This window comes from Streptomyces sp. NBC_01426 (assembly GCF_036231985.1).
In the GTDB taxonomy this organism is placed as follows: domain Bacteria; phylum Actinomycetota; class Actinomycetes; order Streptomycetales; family Streptomycetaceae; genus Streptomyces.
In genome coordinates this window covers 6496793-6512644 of record NZ_CP109500.1, presented here as the reverse complement: position 1 = coordinate 6512644, position 15852 = coordinate 6496793, and the positions used below count along the sequence as shown (strand labels likewise).

Genomic DNA, 15852 nt, shown 5'->3' with positions numbered 1-15852 from the left:
TCGGCCGTCATTCGATTCCGCGCCCTTCCCGGAAGCGTCCGAGCGCGTCCGAGAGCTCCACCAGCGGGTCCGGGTAGTCGAAGCGCGCCCGTTCGGGGGCGGGCAGCCGCCAGGGTTCGTGGACCCGGGGGGCGGGCAGGTCGGCGAGCTCGGGGACCCAGCGGTGCACGTAGGCGCCGTCGGGGTCGTAGCGCAGGCCTTGGCGGACCGGGTTCAGGACGCGGTTGGGTCGGGTGTCGGTGCCCGTGCCGGCCACCCACTGCCAGTTGAGCTGGTTGTTGGCGAGGTCCCCGTCCACGAGGAGGTCGAGGAAGTGTCGGGCGCCGGTCCGCCAGTCCACGTACAGGGTCTTGGCGAGGAAGCTGGCGGCCACGAGCCGGCCGCGGTTGTGCATCCAGCCCTCGTGGGCGAGCTGGCGCATGGCCGCGTCGACCACCGGATAGCCGGTGCGGCCTTCCTTCCAGGCCTGGATCTCCTCCTCGGCGGCGGCGCCGGTGCGCCAGTGGTCCCGGCGGGCGCGGTAGTCCTCGGCGGCCGCGGCGGGGCGGGCGGCCAGCACCTGGTGGTGGAAGTCGCGCCAGCACAGTTGCCGGACGAAGGCCTCGGCGCCCGGCCCGCCGACGGCGCGGGAGCGTTGGACGGCCTCGACGGGCGAGAGCGTGCCGAAGTGCAGGTGGGGGGAGAGCCGGGAGGTGGCGTCGCCGGCGAGGTCGTCGTGGGTGTCCTCGTAGCGGGCGATGCCGTCGTTCAGCCAGCCGGAGAACAGCCGCCGGGCCTCGCGCTCGCCGCCGCGCGCGAGGCCCCGGGAGGTCCCGGTGACGGCGGTGCGCTCGGGCAGCGCCTCGGAGTCGACGTCGTCGGGAACCCGGACGGTGCGGGGGGCCGGGGCCGGCGGTCGCGGCGGCAGTTCGGCCCAGCGGCGCAGGTAGGGGGTGAAGACGGCGAAGTGGTCGCCGCCGGCGGGCCGCACGGCTCCCGGGGCGACCGCCGTGATCACCGCGTCGTGGACGTACAGCCGCCGGCCCTCGGCCTCCAGGGCGGCGCGCAGCCGTTCCTCGCGGGCGTGGGCGTACGCGCTGACCCCGGCGGCCATGTGGACCTCGTCGGCGTCCGCCTCCCGTACGACGGCGCACACCCGGTCGACGACCTCGCCGGAGCGCACCACCAGGCGCCCGCCGCGTTCGCGCAGTCCGGCGTCCAGCGCGGCGAGGGAGTCGGCGAGGAAGGCCGACCGGTTGGGCGCGGTGAAACCGGCCGCCTCGATGGCCCGGTCGCGGACGAAGAGCGGCACGACCCGGTCGCAGGAGGACATGGCCGCGCGCAGCGGGGGGTGGTCGTGCAGGCGCAGGTCCGAGGTGTAGAGGACCACCGCGACGTTCATGGGTTCTCGTCTCCGCGTCAGGTTCGTGGGGGACGGTTGTCGTGGGGTGCTTCGGCGGCTCGGGCCGGATCGGATGCGTTCGCGTCCGCCGGTCGTCCGGCCGGGGTGGGGGCCTGCCGCTCGGCGGCCCGGGCGATGTTGCGCGCCATGCCGCCGAAGACCACGGCGTGGAAGGGGGAGACGCTCCACCAGTACATGTGCCCGAGCAGTCCGTGGGGGTGGAACAGAGCGCGTTGCCGGTAGCGGGAACGCGCCCCCGTCGCGGTCCCGGTCGTCGCGGTCGCCGTGGCCGTCCGTCCCGGCTCCCGGTCGGTGTCGGACCCGGTAGCCGCGGCGGGTCCCTCGGGGGTGTCCGGGTCGGGGTCCGCGCGCAGTTCCAACCAGGCCAGCCCCGGCAGCCGCATCTCGGCGCGCAACCGGAGCAGCCGGCCCGGTTCGATCTCCTCCACCCGCCAGAAGTCGAGCGAGTCGCCCACCCGCAGATGGGACGCGTCGCGCCGGCCGCGCCGGATGCCGACTCCGCCGACGAGCCGATCGAGCCAGCCGCGCACCGCCCAGGCCAGCGGGAAGGAGTACCAGCCGTTCTCCCCGCCGATGCCCTCCACCACCCGCCACAGCGCGGCCGGCGAGGCGTCCACGTCCAGTCCCCGGTTGTCCTCGTACAGGCTGCCGCCGGCCCAGTCGGGGTCGGTGGGCAGCGGGTCGCTGGGGGCGCCGGGGAGGGAGGCGGAGGACCAGCGGGTGACCACGTTGGCGTCGCGCACGCGCTGGAGGGCCAGGGCGAGGGCCTGGTCGAAGCCGAACGGCGTCCCCGGCGGGTCGGTGACGTACTCGGCGATGTCGTGCTCCTCGCACACCACCTCGTGGCGCAGCGATTCGGCGAGCGGTCGGGCGAGGCGTCGCGGCACCGGGGTGACCAGCCCGATCCAGTGGCTGGACAGTCGCGGGGTGAGCATCGGGACGCGCAGGATGAGCCGTTTGGGGAGCTCCGCCACGGAGGCGTAGCGGCGCATCATCTCCTCGTACGTGACCACGTCCGGCCCGCCGATGTCGAAGGTCCGGCTGACCTCGGGCGGCATCGTGGCGCTGCCGACGAGGTAGCGCAGGACGTCACGGACGGCGATGGGCTGGCAGCGGGTGCCGACCCAGCTCGGGGTGACCATGACGGGCAGCCGCTCGGTGAGGTAGCGCAGCATCTCGAAGGAAGCCGAGCCGGATCCGATGATGACGGCGGCGCGCAGCACGGTGGCCGGGACGGCGGAGGCCAGGAAGATCTCCCCGACCTCGGCGCGGGAGCGCAGGTGCGTGGAGAGTTCCCGGACCGGGACCCCGGTGGGGGTGAGCCCGCCCAGGTAGACGATCCGCCGGACCCCTGCCGCGTGGGCCTGCTCGGCGAAGATCCGGGCGGCGGCGCGGTCCCGGTCCTCGAAGCCGGAGCCGGTGCCGAGGGAGTGGACGAGGTAGTAGGCCACGTCGATGTCGCGCAGGGCCTCCCCCACCGAGCGCGGGTCGACGACGTCTCCGCGCACCACCTCGGCCCGGCCGGCCCAGGGGTGGTCGCGCAGTTTCTCCGGGGAGCGGGCGAGGCAACGGACCTGGTGGCCGGCGTCGAGGAGCTCGGGCACCAGCCGGCCGCCGATGTAGCCGGTGGCCCCGGTGACCAGACATCGCAGGCTTGTCATGACGTGTCTCCGCTCCTGGTGGTCCCGGTCGGGACCTCGTACGGAAGATCTCGTGGGATGCCGGGAGATCTCGTGGGCGTGACCTCACTGGGGATTCGGCCCGGTCGCCGCGATCGGATGCGCCGACCGCCCGATCGGCGCATCCGGATGACGTGTCCCGGCCGAAAGGTGATCCAGAAGGCCCGTCCACCACCTCAGCACAGACTGACCTCTTGTCCGGGAGTGCCATGCGCCCGTCACCGCGGATCACCCGCCTGGTGATTCCGATCCTGTTGTTGCTCGGCTGGCTCGCCGTCGGCGGGGTGCTCGGCCCGTACGCGGGCAAGCTCGGCGAGGTCGCCACCAACGACCAGGCCGCGTTCCTGCCGCGCAGCGCCGAGTCCACCCGGGTGGTGGAGGCGCAGCGGGCCCTGCGGCAGGCCGAGTCGCTACCCGCGATCGTGGTGTGGACCGCATCGGACGGCGGGCGGATCACCCCCGCCGGCCAGGGCGCCGCGAGCGCCGCGCTGGCCTCGCTGACCGGGGGCGAGGGGCTCGCCGGCCCGCCCTCCCCGGCGGTTCCCTCGCGGGACGGGCAGGCCCTGCGGGGTGTCGTGCCGCTGCGGCCGGACCTCGGCGACGGATTGACGGACGTACTGGACCGGGTGCGCGGGGCGGCCGGGAAGGTGCCGGGCACCACGGTGTCGATCGCCGGTCCGGCCGCGACCCAGGCGGATCTCGGGGACGCCTTCGCGGGCATCGACGGGCTGCTGCTGGGGGTGGCGCTGGCGACGGTCCTGGTGATCCTGCTCGTCGTCTACCGCAGTGTGTTGCTGCCCCTGATCGTGGTCTTCGGCGCGGTGCTCGCCCTCGGTCTGGCCTGCGCGATCGTGTACGCGCTGGCCGATCGCGGGCTGGTCCGGGTGGACGGTCAGGTGCAGGGCATCCTGTCGATCCTGGTCATCGGGGCCGCGACGGACTACGCGCTGCTGCTGACGGCCCGGTTCCGGGAGGAACTCGCGGCGGAGCCCGACCGCTTCGTGGCGATGCGGGCCGCGTGGCGGCGCACGCTGGGGCCGGTCGTCGCGAGCGCGGCCACCGTCGCGCTGGGCCTGTTGGCGCTCCTGCTGAGCGACCTGACCAACAACCGGGCGTTGGGTCCGGTGGGGGCGATCGGCATCGGCTGCGCGGTGCTCGCCGCGTTGACGTTCCTGCCCGCCGCGCTGGTCCTGTCGGGGCGGGCCGCCTACTGGCCGGCCCGCCCGAAGGCCTCCGACGCCGCGCATCCCGTCTGGACCCGGGTGGCGGCGCTGGTGGACCGGGCGCCGCGCCGGGTGTGGGCCGTGACCCTGGCCGGGCTGCTGGCCTGCGCGGCCTTCTCCCCGATGCTGGTCTCCAAGGGGGTGCCGCTCGACGAGATCTTCGTGAACGACGCCCCGTCGGTGTCGGCGCAGGCCACGCTGGGGCGGCACTTCCCGGGCGGCGCGGGCAACCCCGCCGTGGTGATCGCGGACGCCGACCGGGCCACCGAGGTGGCGGCGGCCGCGCGGGCCACCGAGGGCGTCGCCGACGCGGCGCGGGTGGGCGCCCCCGGGCCCGGCGGCCGGGTCCGGATCGACGCGACGCTGGACGACGCGGCCGACAGCGACGCGGCCAAGGAGACGGTGGGCCGGTTGCGGACCGCCGTGCACGCGGTTCCGGGCGCGGACGCGCTGGTCGGCGGGTACACGGCCCAGCAGTACGACACCCAGCGGACGGCGGCCCACGACCGCGCCCTGATCGTGCCGGTGGTGCTCGGGATCATCCTGGTGATCCTGGCGGGGTTGCTGCGCTCGCTGGTGATGCCCGTGCTGTTGGTGGCGACGGTCGCGCTGAACTTCCTCGCCACGCTCGGCGTGTCCGCCCTCGTCTTCCGGGGCGTGTTCGGGTTCACCGGGACGGACGCCTCGGTCCCGTTGTACGGGTTCGTCTTCCTGGTCGCGCTGGGCGTGGACTACAACATCTTCCTGATGTCCCGGGTCCGCGAGGAGACCGTGGCGCATGGTCACCGCGAGGGCATCCGGCGCGGTCTGACCTCCACCGGCGGGGTGATCACCTCGGCGGGCGTGGTCCTCGCGGCGACCTTCGCCGCGCTGGGGGTGATCCCGCTCGCCTTCCTGGCGCAGATCGCGTTCATCGTGGCCTTCGGCGTCCTGCTGGACACCCTCGTCGTGCGTTCGCTGCTGGTTCCGGCCCTGGTCAGGGACATCGGACCGAAATCGTGGTGGCCCGGTTCGCCCGGGGACACATCCGAGCACCCCTCCGGCTCCGAAGTACCGGTCAAGGAGGCAACACGATGAACGAGCGAGGACGATCACGACCGCGTACGGCCGTGGTCGGCGGGGGTGTCTCGGGGCTGACGGCGGCGTACGTGCTGGCGCGCTCCCACGAGGTGACCCTGTACGAGGCCGACGACCGGCTGGGCGGGCACGCCCACACCCATGAACTGAAGGGGACGGACGGCGAGATCCGGTCGGTGGACTCCGGGTTCATCGTGCACAACGACCGCACCTACCCGCATCTGCTGCGCCTCTTCGGTGAGTTGGGGGTGGCCACCCGACCGACGACGATGAGCCTGTCGGTGCACTGCGAGGGTTGTGGGCTGGAGTACGCGGGGGCGCGCGGTCCGCGCGGGCTGTTCGCGCAGCCGCGGGCCGCCGCGAACCTGGCGTACCTGCGGATGCTGGCCCAGGTGCCGGCCTTCCACCGGCAGGCCCGGCGGCTGCTGGCGACCCCGTCGGTCGGACCCGAGATCACGCTGGCCCGGTTCCTGCGACAGGGCCGGTTCGGCGCGTACTTCACCGGGCACTTCGCGATCCCGCTGGTGGCATCGGTGTGGTCCTGCCCGCCGGACACCGCGCTGCGCTACCCGGCCCGGTACCTGTTCCGCTTCCTCGCCCATCACGGGCTGCTGTCGGTGGGCGGCTCACCGAACTGGCGTACGGTCGAAGGGGGTTCGGCCCGCTACGTGGAGCTGGTGCGGGAGCGGCTCGGTACCGGGGCGGTCCGGGTGGGCACCCCCGTACGCGCCGTGGAGCGCACCGCGGAGGGCGTCCGGATCACCACCGCGGACGGGACCTCGACGGGGTACGACTCGGTGGTCGTCGCCGTCCACGCCGATCAGGCGCTGCGCCTGCTGGCCGACCCCTCGGACGCCGAACGCGAGGCGCTGGGCGCGTTCGGCTACTCCCGCAACCGGACCGTGCTGCACACCGACGCCTCGGTGCTGCCGCGGGCGGCCGGGGCCCGCGGCTGCTGGAACTACCGGCTGTCCGGCTGCCGTCCCCAGGACGGTCACGTACGGGTCAGCTACGACATGAACCGGCTCCAGGGCCTGGACGCGCCGGAGCCGTACGTGGTGACGCTCAACGCCGACGACCGGGTCCGCCCGGACCTGGTCCTGGCCGAGATGGACTACGAACACCCGGTCTACACGCCGGAGTCGGTGGCCGCGCAGCGTCTGTTGCCGGCGCTGTCGGGTCCGGTGACGGCCTACGCCGGCGCGTACCACGGGTGGGGGTTCCACGAGGACGGCTGCCGCTCGGGCGTGGAGGCGGCGGCGGCGCTGGGGGTGAGCTGGTGAAACCCCGCCTGTACGAGGCCGACATACGACACGTGCGGGCCGGCGAGCGCTCGTACGGCCTGCGCCACCGCTCGCACCTGTGGCTGGTGGACCTCGACGAACTCCCCCGGCTGCCGGGCCCGTTGCGGCACCTGGCCCGCTTCGACGCGCGGGACCACTTCGGCGGCGGGCTGCCGACGATCCGGGCCGGGCTCGATCGCTTCCTGGTCTCGAAGGACGCGGCGCTGCCCGCCGGTTCACGGGTGTCGATGCTCGCGCACGCCCGCGTGTTCGGATACGTGTTCAACCCGATCTCGGTGTACTGGTGCCACGGCCCCGACGGGGAGCTGCGCCACGTGGTCGCCGAGGTGCACAACACGTACGGGGAGCGGCACTGCTACCTGCTCGGTCCGGAGGCCGCGCGGGGCACGGCCCGGGCGGAGAAGGAGTTCTACGTCTCCCCGTTCCTCGACGTGGACGGCGGCTACCGGATGCGGCTGCCCGAACCGGACGACCGGCTGGCGCTGATGGTGCAGCTGTCCGGCGGGGCCGACGGCGCCCGACTGACGGCGACCGTGCGGGGGGAGCGCCGGCCCGCCGGCGCGTGGGGCGCCGTACGGGCGTCGCTGCGCCACCCCTGGTCCACCGCCGCGGTGGCGGTGGGCATCCGCTTCCACGGCATCCGGCTGTGGCTGCGCGGTCTGCCGGTGCGGCCGCGCCCCCGACACGTACCCCAGGAGGGTGTGAAGTGAGCACGATGACGCTCCCGGCGGTGCCGAAGCTGCCCCGGACGCGGGCGGCCGTGGGGCGGCTGCTGATCCGGCGGGCCCTCGACCGGCTGCCGCTCCAGGTCCGGATGGGACCCGGCGAACTCCTCGGCCGGGGCGGTCCGGCGATGGCGGTGTACGACCCGGCCGCCTTCGAGCGGCGGATCACCGCGGAGGGCCTGATCGGTTTCGGCGAGTCCTACCTCGCCGGGGAGTGGGACGCCCGCGATCCGGTCGCGGTGCTGACCGTGATGGCGGGGCACGTGGCGGGGCTGGTCCCGGCGCCGTTGCAGCGGCTGCGGGGCCTGTGGGCGGCCCGGCACCCGGACACCGACCGCAACACCCCGCACGGCTCCCGCACCAACATCCGGCGGCACTACGACCTGTCGAACGAGCTGTTCGCCGAGTTCCTCGACCCGACGATGACCTACTCGTCCGCCGTGTTCCGCGCCCTGCCCGCCGGTTCCGGGCAGTTGGCCGACGCCCAACGCCGCAAGATCGACATGCTGTTGGACATGGCGGCCGTCGGCCCGGACACCCGGCTGCTGGAGATCGGCACCGGCTGGGGCGAACTCGCGATCCGGGCTGCCGCGCGCGGCGCCCGCGTGGTGACGCTCACCCTCTCCCGGGAGCAGCGGGAGTTGGCGATGAAACGGATCGCGGAGGCCGGACTGACGCACCGGGTCGACGTGCGGCTGTGTGACTACCGTGAGGCGACCGGCCGTTACGACGCGATCGTCAGCGTGGAGATGATCGAGGCGGTCGGCGCGGAGTACTGGCCGGTCTACTTCGCCGCGCTGGACCGGCTGGCGGCCCCGGGCGCGCGGGTGGCGCTCCAGGCGATCACCATGCCGCACGAGCGGATGCTGGCCACGAAGGACACGTACACCTGGATCCACAAGTACATCTTCCCGGGCGGCATGCTGCCGTCGGTGCGGGTGGTGGAGGACATGGCCCGGAGGCACACCCGCCTGCGGGTGGAGCGCTGCGAGGGCTACGGGGCGCACTACGCGCAGACCCTGCGGCTGTGGCGGGAGCGGTTCGCGGAGCGGGCCGAGCGGGTCGGGGCGCTGGGCTTCGACGAGACGTTCCGCCGGATGTGGACGTTCTACCTGGCGTACTGCGAGGCCGGCTTCGCGTCGGGCTACCTGGACGTGCACCAGATCCTGCTGACGGCCCCGGACGGCGGCACGTCGTGAACTGGGGAGCCTTCGGGGTCAACCTGGCGGTCTCGGCGGGCGTGGCGCTCGCCGTGCTGCTGATCACCTTCGCGGTGGGCGTCCGGCGCGGGATGCACCGGGTGGTCGACGTGGCCTGGGGCCTGGCGTTCGCCGCCGTGGCGGTGGCCACGTACGGGATGTCGGACGGCGGGCAGCCGCTCACGGCCGCCCTGACGGTCCTGTGGGGGCTGCGTCTCGCCGGGCACATCGCGTGGCGGGGCCGCGGGCACGGGGAGGACCCGCGGTACGCGCGGATGCTGGCCAAGGCTCCCGGCAACCCGCAGCTGTACGCGCTGCGCATGGTGTACCTGTTGCAGGCGGCTCTGGTGTGGCTGGTCTCCCTGCCGGTCCAGGCGGGCCCGTACGCCACCGGCGGCCCGGGGACGCTCGCGATGGCGGCGGGCACCGTGCTGTGGCTGTGCGGGATCACCTTCGAGGCGGTCGGCGACCACCAGCTGGCCCGGTTCAAGGCGGATCCGGCGAACCGGGGCCGGATCATGGACCGGGGACTGTGGTCGTGGACCCGGCACCCGAACTACTTCGGCGACTTCTGCGTGTGGTGGGGCCTGTCGCTGACCGCGTGGGGGACCTGGCCGGCGTTCGCCGTGTCGGTGATCGGCCCGCTCGTGATGTCGTACCTGCTGATCGCGGGCAGCGGCAAACGCCTCCTGGAACGCCATATGGCGGACCGCCCGGGATACGCCGCCTACCGGGCCCGGACCAGCGGCTTCCTGCCGTGGCCGCCCCGCCGTACCGGGTGAGTGTCCGAGCCCGTGACACGCCCTGGCCGGATACCCTCACGGCATGGCGGTGGACGAGCTCGACACCCGAATCCTGCGCCTGCTGATCGAGCAGCCGCGCACCAGCGTCCGGGAGTACGCCCGGCTCCTCGGCGTGGCGCGCGGCACCCTCCAGGCCCGGCTGGACCGGCTGGAGCGCACCGGGGTGATCACGGGCACGGGCCCCGTGCTGTCGCCGGCCGCGCTGGGTCATCCGGTGCTGGCCTTCGTCCACATCGAGGTCACGCAGGGGCATCTGGACGAGGTCGGGGACGCCCTGGCGGCGGTACCGGAGATCATCGAGGCCTTCTCCATCACCGGGGGCGGCGATCTGCTGACCCGGGTCGCGGCCCGGGACAACGGGCATCTGGAGGACGTCATCCAGCGCCTGATCCGGCTTCCGGGCGTGGTCCGCACCCGCACGGAGGTCGCGCTGCGTGAACGGGTCGCACACCGGGTGTTGCCGCTGGTGGAGGCCGTGGGACGAGCCGCTCGCAAACCCTGACAATATGGTCGGGAAACGTACACGACCGGCAGGACGGGCACAGCGGATGATCTCCGTCATATTCGATCTCGACGGCACTCTCGTGGACAGCGAGCCGAACTACTACGAGTCCGGACGCCGCACCCTGGCACACCATGGGATCCCCGACTTCACCTGGGAGCAGCACGCGCGCTTCATCGGCATCGGCACGATGGAGACGCTGGAGATCCTCAAGGAGCGCCACGCGCTGCGGGCCCCGGTGGAACAACTCCTCGCGGAACAGAACGCCGCCTATCTGGAGCTGGCCCGCACCCGGACCGAGGTCTTCCCCGAGATGCGCAAGTTCGTGGAGCGGCTGCACTGCGAAGGCGTCCCCATGGCGGTCGCGTCCGGTTCCTCGCGGGAGGCCATCGACACGGTGCTGGCCGGAACCGGGCTGGACGCGCTGCTGACGACGGTGGTGTCCGCCGAGGAGGTGCCGCACGGCAAGCCCGCCCCGGACGTGTTCCTGGAGGCGGCCCGCCGGCTCGGCGCCGAACCCGCCGACTGCGTGGTCGTCGAGGACGCGGCGCCCGGCGTGCGGGCCGCGCACGCCGCCGGGATGGAGTGCCTGGCCGTGCCCTACGTGCCGATCGCCGCCGGGGACCCGGCCTTCACGACGGCCGGGCTGCTCTTCCGCGGCGGCCGGGGCGAATTCAGCGCCGACACCGCCTACGAGTGGCTGGGCGAACACCGGGCCGCCTGACCGCCTGACCGCCGGGGGCCGCACACCCCAACTGCCCCTGGGAACTGCCTCTTCGGGGCCGAACGCCCGCCTACGGTCGTGCCGGTACAGGACAGCGGTGGAACCTCCGCCGCCCCACACCGGGAGAGGCCCATGAAGACGAACAGGAAGCTGGCGGCCGGCGGCGCCGCGATCGTGCTGGCTGCCGGCATCGCGATCACGGCGGTCGGCGCGGCCAACGCGGCGCCCGCCCCGACGGAGCGCATCACCTCCGTGAGCGGGCTGCACGAGAGCCTCGCGCAGGCCGTCGCCGAGGAGCAGGCCCTCGGGCTGCAGGGCACCCTCGGCGGGCCCGTCGGCCGCGAGGCGTCGGCGTCGCACGACGCGATCGACGGCTGACGGGAGGGGTGAGCACCGTGGGATCGGACCAGACAGGGGCCGCGCCGGAAGCGGGCGCGCCGGCGGCGACGCCGTCCACGTGGTGTCCGAGCGGTGAGGCCCGGGCACCCGAGTCCGTCGTCCTCGGCGTCCGCTCGGCGGCGGAGGGCCGGGTGACCTACCTCGCGGACCCGGTTCCGGCGTCGGAGGTGCTCGGTTCGATCCCCGCGGGGATCGAACCGACGCGGGTGCTCCGCTTCGCCTCGCACTGCGTCTCGAACTGCGTCAATCGACGCGGTGCGGACTGCGCCCTGGTCGAGCGGGTCCTGGCGTTGCCGCCCGCGGCCGACTCCCGCGCCGTCCCGCGGTGCCACCTCCGTTCCCGGTGCCAGTGGTGGCAGCAGACGGGGGTGGACGCCTGCCACCGCTGCCCGGCGATCACCACCGCCACCTTCCGGGAGGACGAACTGGCGACCCTGGTCGCCGATCCGCGCACCACTCCCGAGCAACTCGCGTCCTGGATCGAGGCATCGGCCTGACCCGGCCACCTCCGCCACCGGCGTCCACACCCCTCGGAAGCGCGAACTCCCCCTGAGTCGGAAGAGTTCGCGCTCTTCGTCGTGCGCCCAGGGCCCTCCCCGACGGCCGTGCCGATCCGGTGTCGATGCGGCGACCGGCATCCCGCCCACGGAGACGACCGGTCCAGTGTGCGAGACGCCATTGACCGGAACCCGGCCCGCCGGCTAGGTTTCGCCGCATGTTGCGTTCAGTCCTGCTCACCACGCGCGGTCACATCGACCTGCTGCGGGTGGCCTCAGCCGCGTGTCGCCGCGGCCACTGACGCCCTCTCTCCCTTCACGTCGCGAGCGCTCCGCGCTCTGCCTCCGCGCGCCCTGACCCTGCCGGCCGGCGCAGTCCCGCCGCCCGGGTGACCTGCCCTGCCGCACCGGCTCGCGGGTCCGGGTCGACGCGCGCTCCCCCTGTTCTCCGTTTCCGTGGAGCCCCCATGAGCATCAGCCATGCGCCGCCGGACATATCGCATGATGCAAGGAAAGATCAGCCGACGCGCGCCGAGGAGCGGCCCTCCCCCGCCCTCGTGGCGGTCGTCCCCACCTCCGCGCGGCGCCGGTCGGTGCCCCGTTGGCTGCGTCGGACCGTCGGTCCGCTGCTCCTGCTCGCCGCGTGGCAGCTCGCGAGCAGTCTCGGGGTGCTGCCCGTGGACACCCTGGCTCCGCCGTCGACCATCGCGGCCGCCGGGTCGGACCTGATCGCGGACGGAACCCTGCCGACCGCGATGGGGGTGTCCCTCCAGCGGGTCGCGATCGGCCTGGTGATCGGCGGGACGATCGGCACCCTGCTCGCCCTGCTCTCCGGCCTCTCCCGCCTCGGCGAGGACCTGATCGACGCGAGCGTGCAGATGCTGCGCACGGTGCCGTGGGTCGGCCTCATCCCGCTGTTCATCATCTGGATGGGCATCGGGGAGGCCCCGAAGGTGGCGCTGATCGCCCTCGGTACGGCCTTCCACCTCTACCTGAACGTGTACGCCGGCATCCGCGGCGTGGACGAGCAACTCATCGAGGCGGGCGGGGCGCTCGGCCTCGGCCGGTGGGGGCTCGTACGACACGTGGTGCTGCCGGGTGCGCTGCCCGGGTTCATGACGGGGTTGCGGTACTCCCTCGCCACCGCCTGGTTGGCCCTGGTGTTCGGTGAGTCCATCAACGCCGACGCCGGCATCGGGTTCCTGATGAACCAGGCCCGCGAGTTCTTCCGCACGGACGTGATCGTCGTCTGCCTCGTCGTGTACGCCTTCCTCGGCCTGACCGCCGACCTCCTCGTCCGCGCTCTCGAAAGGCTGCTGCTGCAATGGCGACCGACGTTCACGGGCCAGTGACCACCGACACGCTCGACGCGACCGACACCGCGGCGGTCCGGGTCGAGGGGCTGACCCGGTCCTTCGACGGGCGGGCCGTCATCGGCGGACTCGACCTGACCCTGCGCGCCGGGGAGTTCACCGTGCTCCTGGGCCGCAGCGGGTGCGGCAAGTCCACCCTGCTGCGCATCCTGGCCGGTCTGGACCGGGAGATCGAGGGTCGGGTCCTGGTCCCGCAGCGGCGCGCGGTGGCCTTCCAGGCACCCCGGCTGATGCCGTGGAGGCGGGTCTGGCGCAACGTCCTGCTGGGACTGCCCGGCCGCCCCGAACGCGACCGCGCCGAGCGGGCGTTGGCCGAGGTCGGACTGGAACACCGTACCGATGCCTGGCCCAAGACCCTCTCGGGCGGCGAGGCACAACGGGCCTCCCTCGCGCGGGCGTTGGTGCGCGAACCCGATCTCCTGCTGCTCGACGAGCCGTTCGGGGCCCTGGACGCGTTGACGCGCCTGAAGGCCCAGCAACTGGTCGCCGAGTTGTGGCAGCGGCGCGGCTGCGCGGTGCTGCTGGTCACCCACGACGTGGACGAGGCGGTCCTGCTGGCCGACCGCGTCCTGGTGATGGACGAGGGCCGCATCGCCTACGACACCCAGGTGCCGCTCGACCGCCCGCGCGCGGTGGGCGACCCCGGTTTCGCGGAGTTGCGCGCGCGTCTGCTCGCCGAACTCGGCGTCGCCTGACTCCCCCTCCGCACCACACGACCCACTCCCCCGCCCTCGCGTACGAGAGATCGAAGAGAAGCAACCATGAGACGACGTCACTCCCTTCCCCTGCTGGCCACGCTGATTCCGCTCTCGCTGGTCCTCTCCGCCTGCGGTGGCGGCTCCGCCGCCGACAGCGGGTCCGCGACGTCCAAGGACGGGCCCGCGAGCGGGGCCAAGGTCACGCTGAACGTCGGGGACCAGAAGGGCGGCTCGGAGTCGCTGTTGCGGGCCGCCGGCGAGCTGGAGAACCTCGACTACCAGATCAAGTGGTCGACCTTCACCTCCGGTCCGCCGCTGCTGGAGGCCGTCAACGCCAAGGCGGTGGACATCGGCGGTGTGGGCAACACCCCGCCCGTCTTCGCCGCGGCGGCCAAGTCGAAGATCAGCGTGGTGGGCGCCACGCACGGCTCCTCGAAGGGCGAGGCGATCCTCGTTCCGAAGGATTCCTCCCTGCGGACGCCCGCCGAACTGCGGGGCAAGAAGATCGCGGTGGCGCAGGGCAGTTCGGCGCACTTCCAGTTGATCGCGAGCCTCCGGCAGGCCGGGTTGACCCCCTCGGACGTACAGATCACCCTGCTCCAGCCGGCCGACGCGCTCGCCGCCTTCAACAGCGGCAAGGTCGACGCCTGGGCGGTGTGGGACCCGTACACCTCCCAGGTGGTGCGCTCCGGTGCCCGCATCCTCACCAGCGGCGAGGGGATCGTCAACGGGCTCGGTTTCCAGGTCGCGGCGCCCTCGGCCCTCGCCGACGAGGCGAAGAGCAAGGCGGTGGCGGACTACCTCCAGCGGCTCCAGCGCGCCCAGGACTGGGTGTTCAAGCACCCGGAGGAGTGGGCGAAGGTCTGGTCGAAGGAGACCGGGCTGCCCTACGAGGTCGCCTTCGACGCCGTCAAGCGCAGCACCGGCACCCGGGTCACGGTCGCCGTCGACGACGCGGCGGTCGCCTCCGAGCAGAAGATCGCCGACACCTTCACCGAACTGAAGCTGATCCCCGGCAAGGTCGTCTTCAAGGACTTCGTGGACACCCGCTTCAACCGCGATCTGCCGCCCTCCACCACCGCCGCCCGCAGCTACGGGAAGGACTCCTGATGACCGTCCGGTTGCACTGGTTCCTGCCGACGGGCGGCGACGGCCGCACCCTGGTCGATCGGCACGCCTACGCGCAGAACCACGCCGCCACCGGGGTGCGCGAGCCCGACATCGAGTACCTGGCGCAGATCGCCAAGGCCGCCGAGCGCCTCGGCTTCGAGGCGGTCCTGACCCCGACCGGCACCTGGTGCGAGGACGCCTGGTTGACCACGGTGGCGCTCGCGCAGCACACGGAACGCCTGAAGTTCCTGGTGGCCTTCCGACCCGGGGTGATCTCGCCCACGCTCGCCGCGCAGATGGCCGCGACGTACCAGCGGATCACCCGGGGCCGGCTGCTGCTCAACGTGGTGACGGGCGGGGACTCCGCGGAGCAGCGGCGCTTCGGTGACCATCTGGACCACGATCGGCGGTACGAGCGGACGGCCGAGTTCCTGTCGGTCGTCCGGGGGGTCTGGGGCGGGCAGCCGTACGACTTCCGGGGCGAGCACTATCGGATCGACGGCGGGCTGACGGCGGTGCCGCCGGACCCGCTGCCGGAGATCTTCTTCGGCGGTTCCTCGGCGGCGGCCGGGCCGGTCGCCGCCGAGCACGCGGACGTGTACCTGACCTGGGGCGAACCCCCGCAACAGGTGAAGGAGAAGATCGACTGGATCCGCTCGCTGGCCGAGGAGCGGGGGCGTACCGTCCGGTTCGGCATCCGGCTGCACACCATCTCCCGGGACTCCGCCAAGGAGGCCTGGGGCGCCGCGGACCGGCTGCTGGGCGACCTGGACGACGCGTCCATCGCGACGGCGCAGTCACTGCTCGGCGCGAGCGAGTCGGTGGGCCAGCAGCGGATGCTCGCCCTGCACGGCGGCTCGCGCGACAAGCTGGAGATCGCGCCGAACCTGTGGGCGGGCGTGGGCCTGGTCCGGGGCGGCGCGGGTACCGCCCTGGTCGGCAGCCACGGCGACGTGGCGGACCGGATCGAGGAGTACCACGCCCTCGGGATCGAGCACTTCGTCCTGTCGGGCTATCCCCATCTGGAGGAGGCCTACTGGTTCGGGGAGGGCGTGACCCCGGAACTCGCGGCCCGCGGGCTGCTCGCCCCCTGACCGGGGCCGGGGGACGAGGACCCGCCGCGCCGGCCGGCGGGTC

Annotated in this window: 16 protein-coding genes; 14 read left to right on the top strand and 2 right to left on the bottom strand. The window is 73.3% G+C overall.

Annotated features, from left to right (window positions below; genetic code table 11):
* Positions 1 to 7 precede the first annotated feature (7 nt).
* Both OG906_RS29135 and OG906_RS29130 read right to left on the bottom strand, forming a co-directional pair.
* Positions 8 to 1381: a cryptochrome/photolyase family protein gene (locus OG906_RS29135; protein ID WP_329447009.1), complete on the bottom strand. Its 1374-nt coding sequence runs from the start codon at positions 1379 to 1381 to the stop codon at positions 8 to 10.
* 17 nt (positions 1382 to 1398) lie between these two features.
* Positions 1399 to 3063 (bottom strand): SDR family oxidoreductase, encoded by a 1665-nt coding sequence (locus tag OG906_RS29130; protein ID WP_329447007.1) that lies wholly within the window; start codon positions 3061 to 3063, stop codon positions 1399 to 1401.
* 227 nt (positions 3064 to 3290) lie between these two features.
* Between OG906_RS29130 and OG906_RS29125 the strand changes: the two genes are divergently transcribed.
* From OG906_RS29125 to OG906_RS29065, 14 genes are all read left to right on the top strand, one after another.
* Positions 3291 to 5381 (top strand): MMPL family transporter, encoded by a 2091-nt coding sequence (locus OG906_RS29125; protein WP_329447005.1) that lies wholly within the window; start codon positions 3291 to 3293, stop codon positions 5379 to 5381.
* Positions 5378 to 6664: an NAD(P)/FAD-dependent oxidoreductase gene (locus OG906_RS29120; RefSeq protein WP_329447004.1), complete on the top strand. Its 1287-nt coding sequence runs from the start codon at positions 5378 to 5380 to the stop codon at positions 6662 to 6664. Before OG906_RS29125 ends, OG906_RS29120 begins: the two co-directional genes overlap by 4 nt.
* Complete coding sequence (locus tag OG906_RS29115; protein WP_329447003.1) at positions 6661 to 7395, top strand: DUF1365 domain-containing protein; 735 nt, start codon at positions 6661 to 6663, stop codon at positions 7393 to 7395. Before OG906_RS29120 ends, OG906_RS29115 begins: the two co-directional genes overlap by 4 nt.
* 5 nt (positions 7396 to 7400) lie before the next feature.
* Entirely contained in the window at positions 7401 to 8609 is a 1209-nt protein-coding gene (locus tag OG906_RS29110; protein WP_329448167.1) for a cyclopropane-fatty-acyl-phospholipid synthase family protein, read from the top strand.
* On the top strand, positions 8606 to 9391 hold the full coding sequence (locus OG906_RS29105) for a DUF1295 domain-containing protein (protein ID WP_329447001.1): 786 nt from the start codon (positions 8606 to 8608) through the stop codon (positions 9389 to 9391). Before OG906_RS29110 ends, OG906_RS29105 begins: the two co-directional genes overlap by 4 nt.
* A 43-nt stretch (positions 9392 to 9434) precedes the next feature.
* On the top strand, positions 9435 to 9914 hold the full coding sequence (locus OG906_RS29100; protein WP_329446999.1) for an Lrp/AsnC family transcriptional regulator: 480 nt from the start codon (positions 9435 to 9437) through the stop codon (positions 9912 to 9914).
* 46 nt (positions 9915 to 9960) lie between these two features.
* A complete protein-coding gene (locus tag OG906_RS29095; protein WP_329446997.1) occupies positions 9961 to 10638 on the top strand; it encodes an HAD family hydrolase in 678 nt (225 codons plus the stop codon).
* A 132-nt stretch (positions 10639 to 10770) separates the two neighbouring features.
* A complete protein-coding gene (locus OG906_RS29090) occupies positions 10771 to 11016 on the top strand; it encodes a hypothetical protein (protein ID WP_267801053.1) in 246 nt (81 codons plus the stop codon).
* Between the two features lie 8 nt (positions 11017 to 11024).
* The gene (locus OG906_RS29085; protein WP_329446995.1) at positions 11025 to 11534 is read left to right on the top strand and encodes a hypothetical protein; all 510 of its coding nucleotides are present in this window, start codon (positions 11025 to 11027) and stop codon (positions 11532 to 11534) included.
* A gap of 218 nt (positions 11535 to 11752) precedes the next feature.
* Complete coding sequence (locus OG906_RS43645) at positions 11753 to 11836, top strand: putative leader peptide (RefSeq protein ID WP_351373514.1); 84 nt, start codon at positions 11753 to 11755, stop codon at positions 11834 to 11836.
* Positions 11837 to 12001: 165 nt separating this feature from the next.
* Positions 12002 to 12886, top strand: coding sequence for an ABC transporter permease (locus OG906_RS29080; RefSeq protein ID WP_329446993.1), 885 nt, complete (start codon positions 12002 to 12004; stop codon positions 12884 to 12886).
* Positions 12859 to 13602 (top strand): ABC transporter ATP-binding protein, encoded by a 744-nt coding sequence (locus tag OG906_RS29075; RefSeq protein ID WP_329446991.1) that lies wholly within the window; start codon positions 12859 to 12861, stop codon positions 13600 to 13602. Before OG906_RS29080 ends, OG906_RS29075 begins: the two co-directional genes overlap by 28 nt.
* Before the next feature lie 66 nt (positions 13603 to 13668).
* Positions 13669 to 14715, top strand: a complete 1047-nt coding sequence (locus tag OG906_RS29070; protein WP_329446989.1) for an ABC transporter substrate-binding protein — start codon at positions 13669 to 13671, stop codon at positions 14713 to 14715.
* Entirely contained in the window at positions 14715 to 15809 is a 1095-nt protein-coding gene (locus OG906_RS29065; protein ID WP_329446987.1) for an LLM class flavin-dependent oxidoreductase, read from the top strand. The genes OG906_RS29070 and OG906_RS29065 overlap by 1 nt, the downstream gene beginning before the upstream one ends.
* Positions 15810 to 15852 lie beyond the last annotated feature (43 nt).

Bases quoted from the DNA above. Each gene is read 5' to 3' on its own strand.
- OG906_RS29065 (WP_329446987.1), top strand. From the start codon at position 14,715: ATGACCGTCCGGTTGCACTGGTTCCTGCCGACGGGCGGCGACGGCCGC.
- OG906_RS29075 (WP_329446991.1), top strand. From the start codon at position 12,859: ATGGCGACCGACGTTCACGGGCCAGTGACCACCGACACGCTCGACGCG.
- OG906_RS29070 (WP_329446989.1), top strand. From the start codon at position 13,669: ATGAGACGACGTCACTCCCTTCCCCTGCTGGCCACGCTGATTCCGCTC.
- OG906_RS29095 (WP_329446997.1), top strand. From the start codon at position 9,961: ATGATCTCCGTCATATTCGATCTCGACGGCACTCTCGTGGACAGCGAG.
- OG906_RS29135 (WP_329447009.1), bottom strand. From the start codon at position 1,381: ATGAACGTCGCGGTGGTCCTCTACACCTCGGACCTGCGCCTGCACGAC.
- OG906_RS29100 (WP_329446999.1), top strand. From the start codon at position 9,435: ATGGCGGTGGACGAGCTCGACACCCGAATCCTGCGCCTGCTGATCGAG.
- OG906_RS29110 (WP_329448167.1), top strand. From the start codon at position 7,401: ATGACGCTCCCGGCGGTGCCGAAGCTGCCCCGGACGCGGGCGGCCGTG.
- OG906_RS43645 (WP_351373514.1), top strand. From the start codon at position 11,753: ATGTTGCGTTCAGTCCTGCTCACCACGCGCGGTCACATCGACCTGCTG.
- OG906_RS29120 (WP_329447004.1), top strand. From the start codon at position 5,378: ATGAACGAGCGAGGACGATCACGACCGCGTACGGCCGTGGTCGGCGGG.
- OG906_RS29130 (WP_329447007.1), bottom strand. From the start codon at position 3,063: ATGACAAGCCTGCGATGTCTGGTCACCGGGGCCACCGGCTACATCGGC.
- OG906_RS29125 (WP_329447005.1), top strand. From the start codon at position 3,291: ATGCGCCCGTCACCGCGGATCACCCGCCTGGTGATTCCGATCCTGTTG.
- OG906_RS29080 (WP_329446993.1), top strand. From the start codon at position 12,002: ATGAGCATCAGCCATGCGCCGCCGGACATATCGCATGATGCAAGGAAA.
- OG906_RS29090 (WP_267801053.1), top strand. From the start codon at position 10,771: ATGAAGACGAACAGGAAGCTGGCGGCCGGCGGCGCCGCGATCGTGCTG.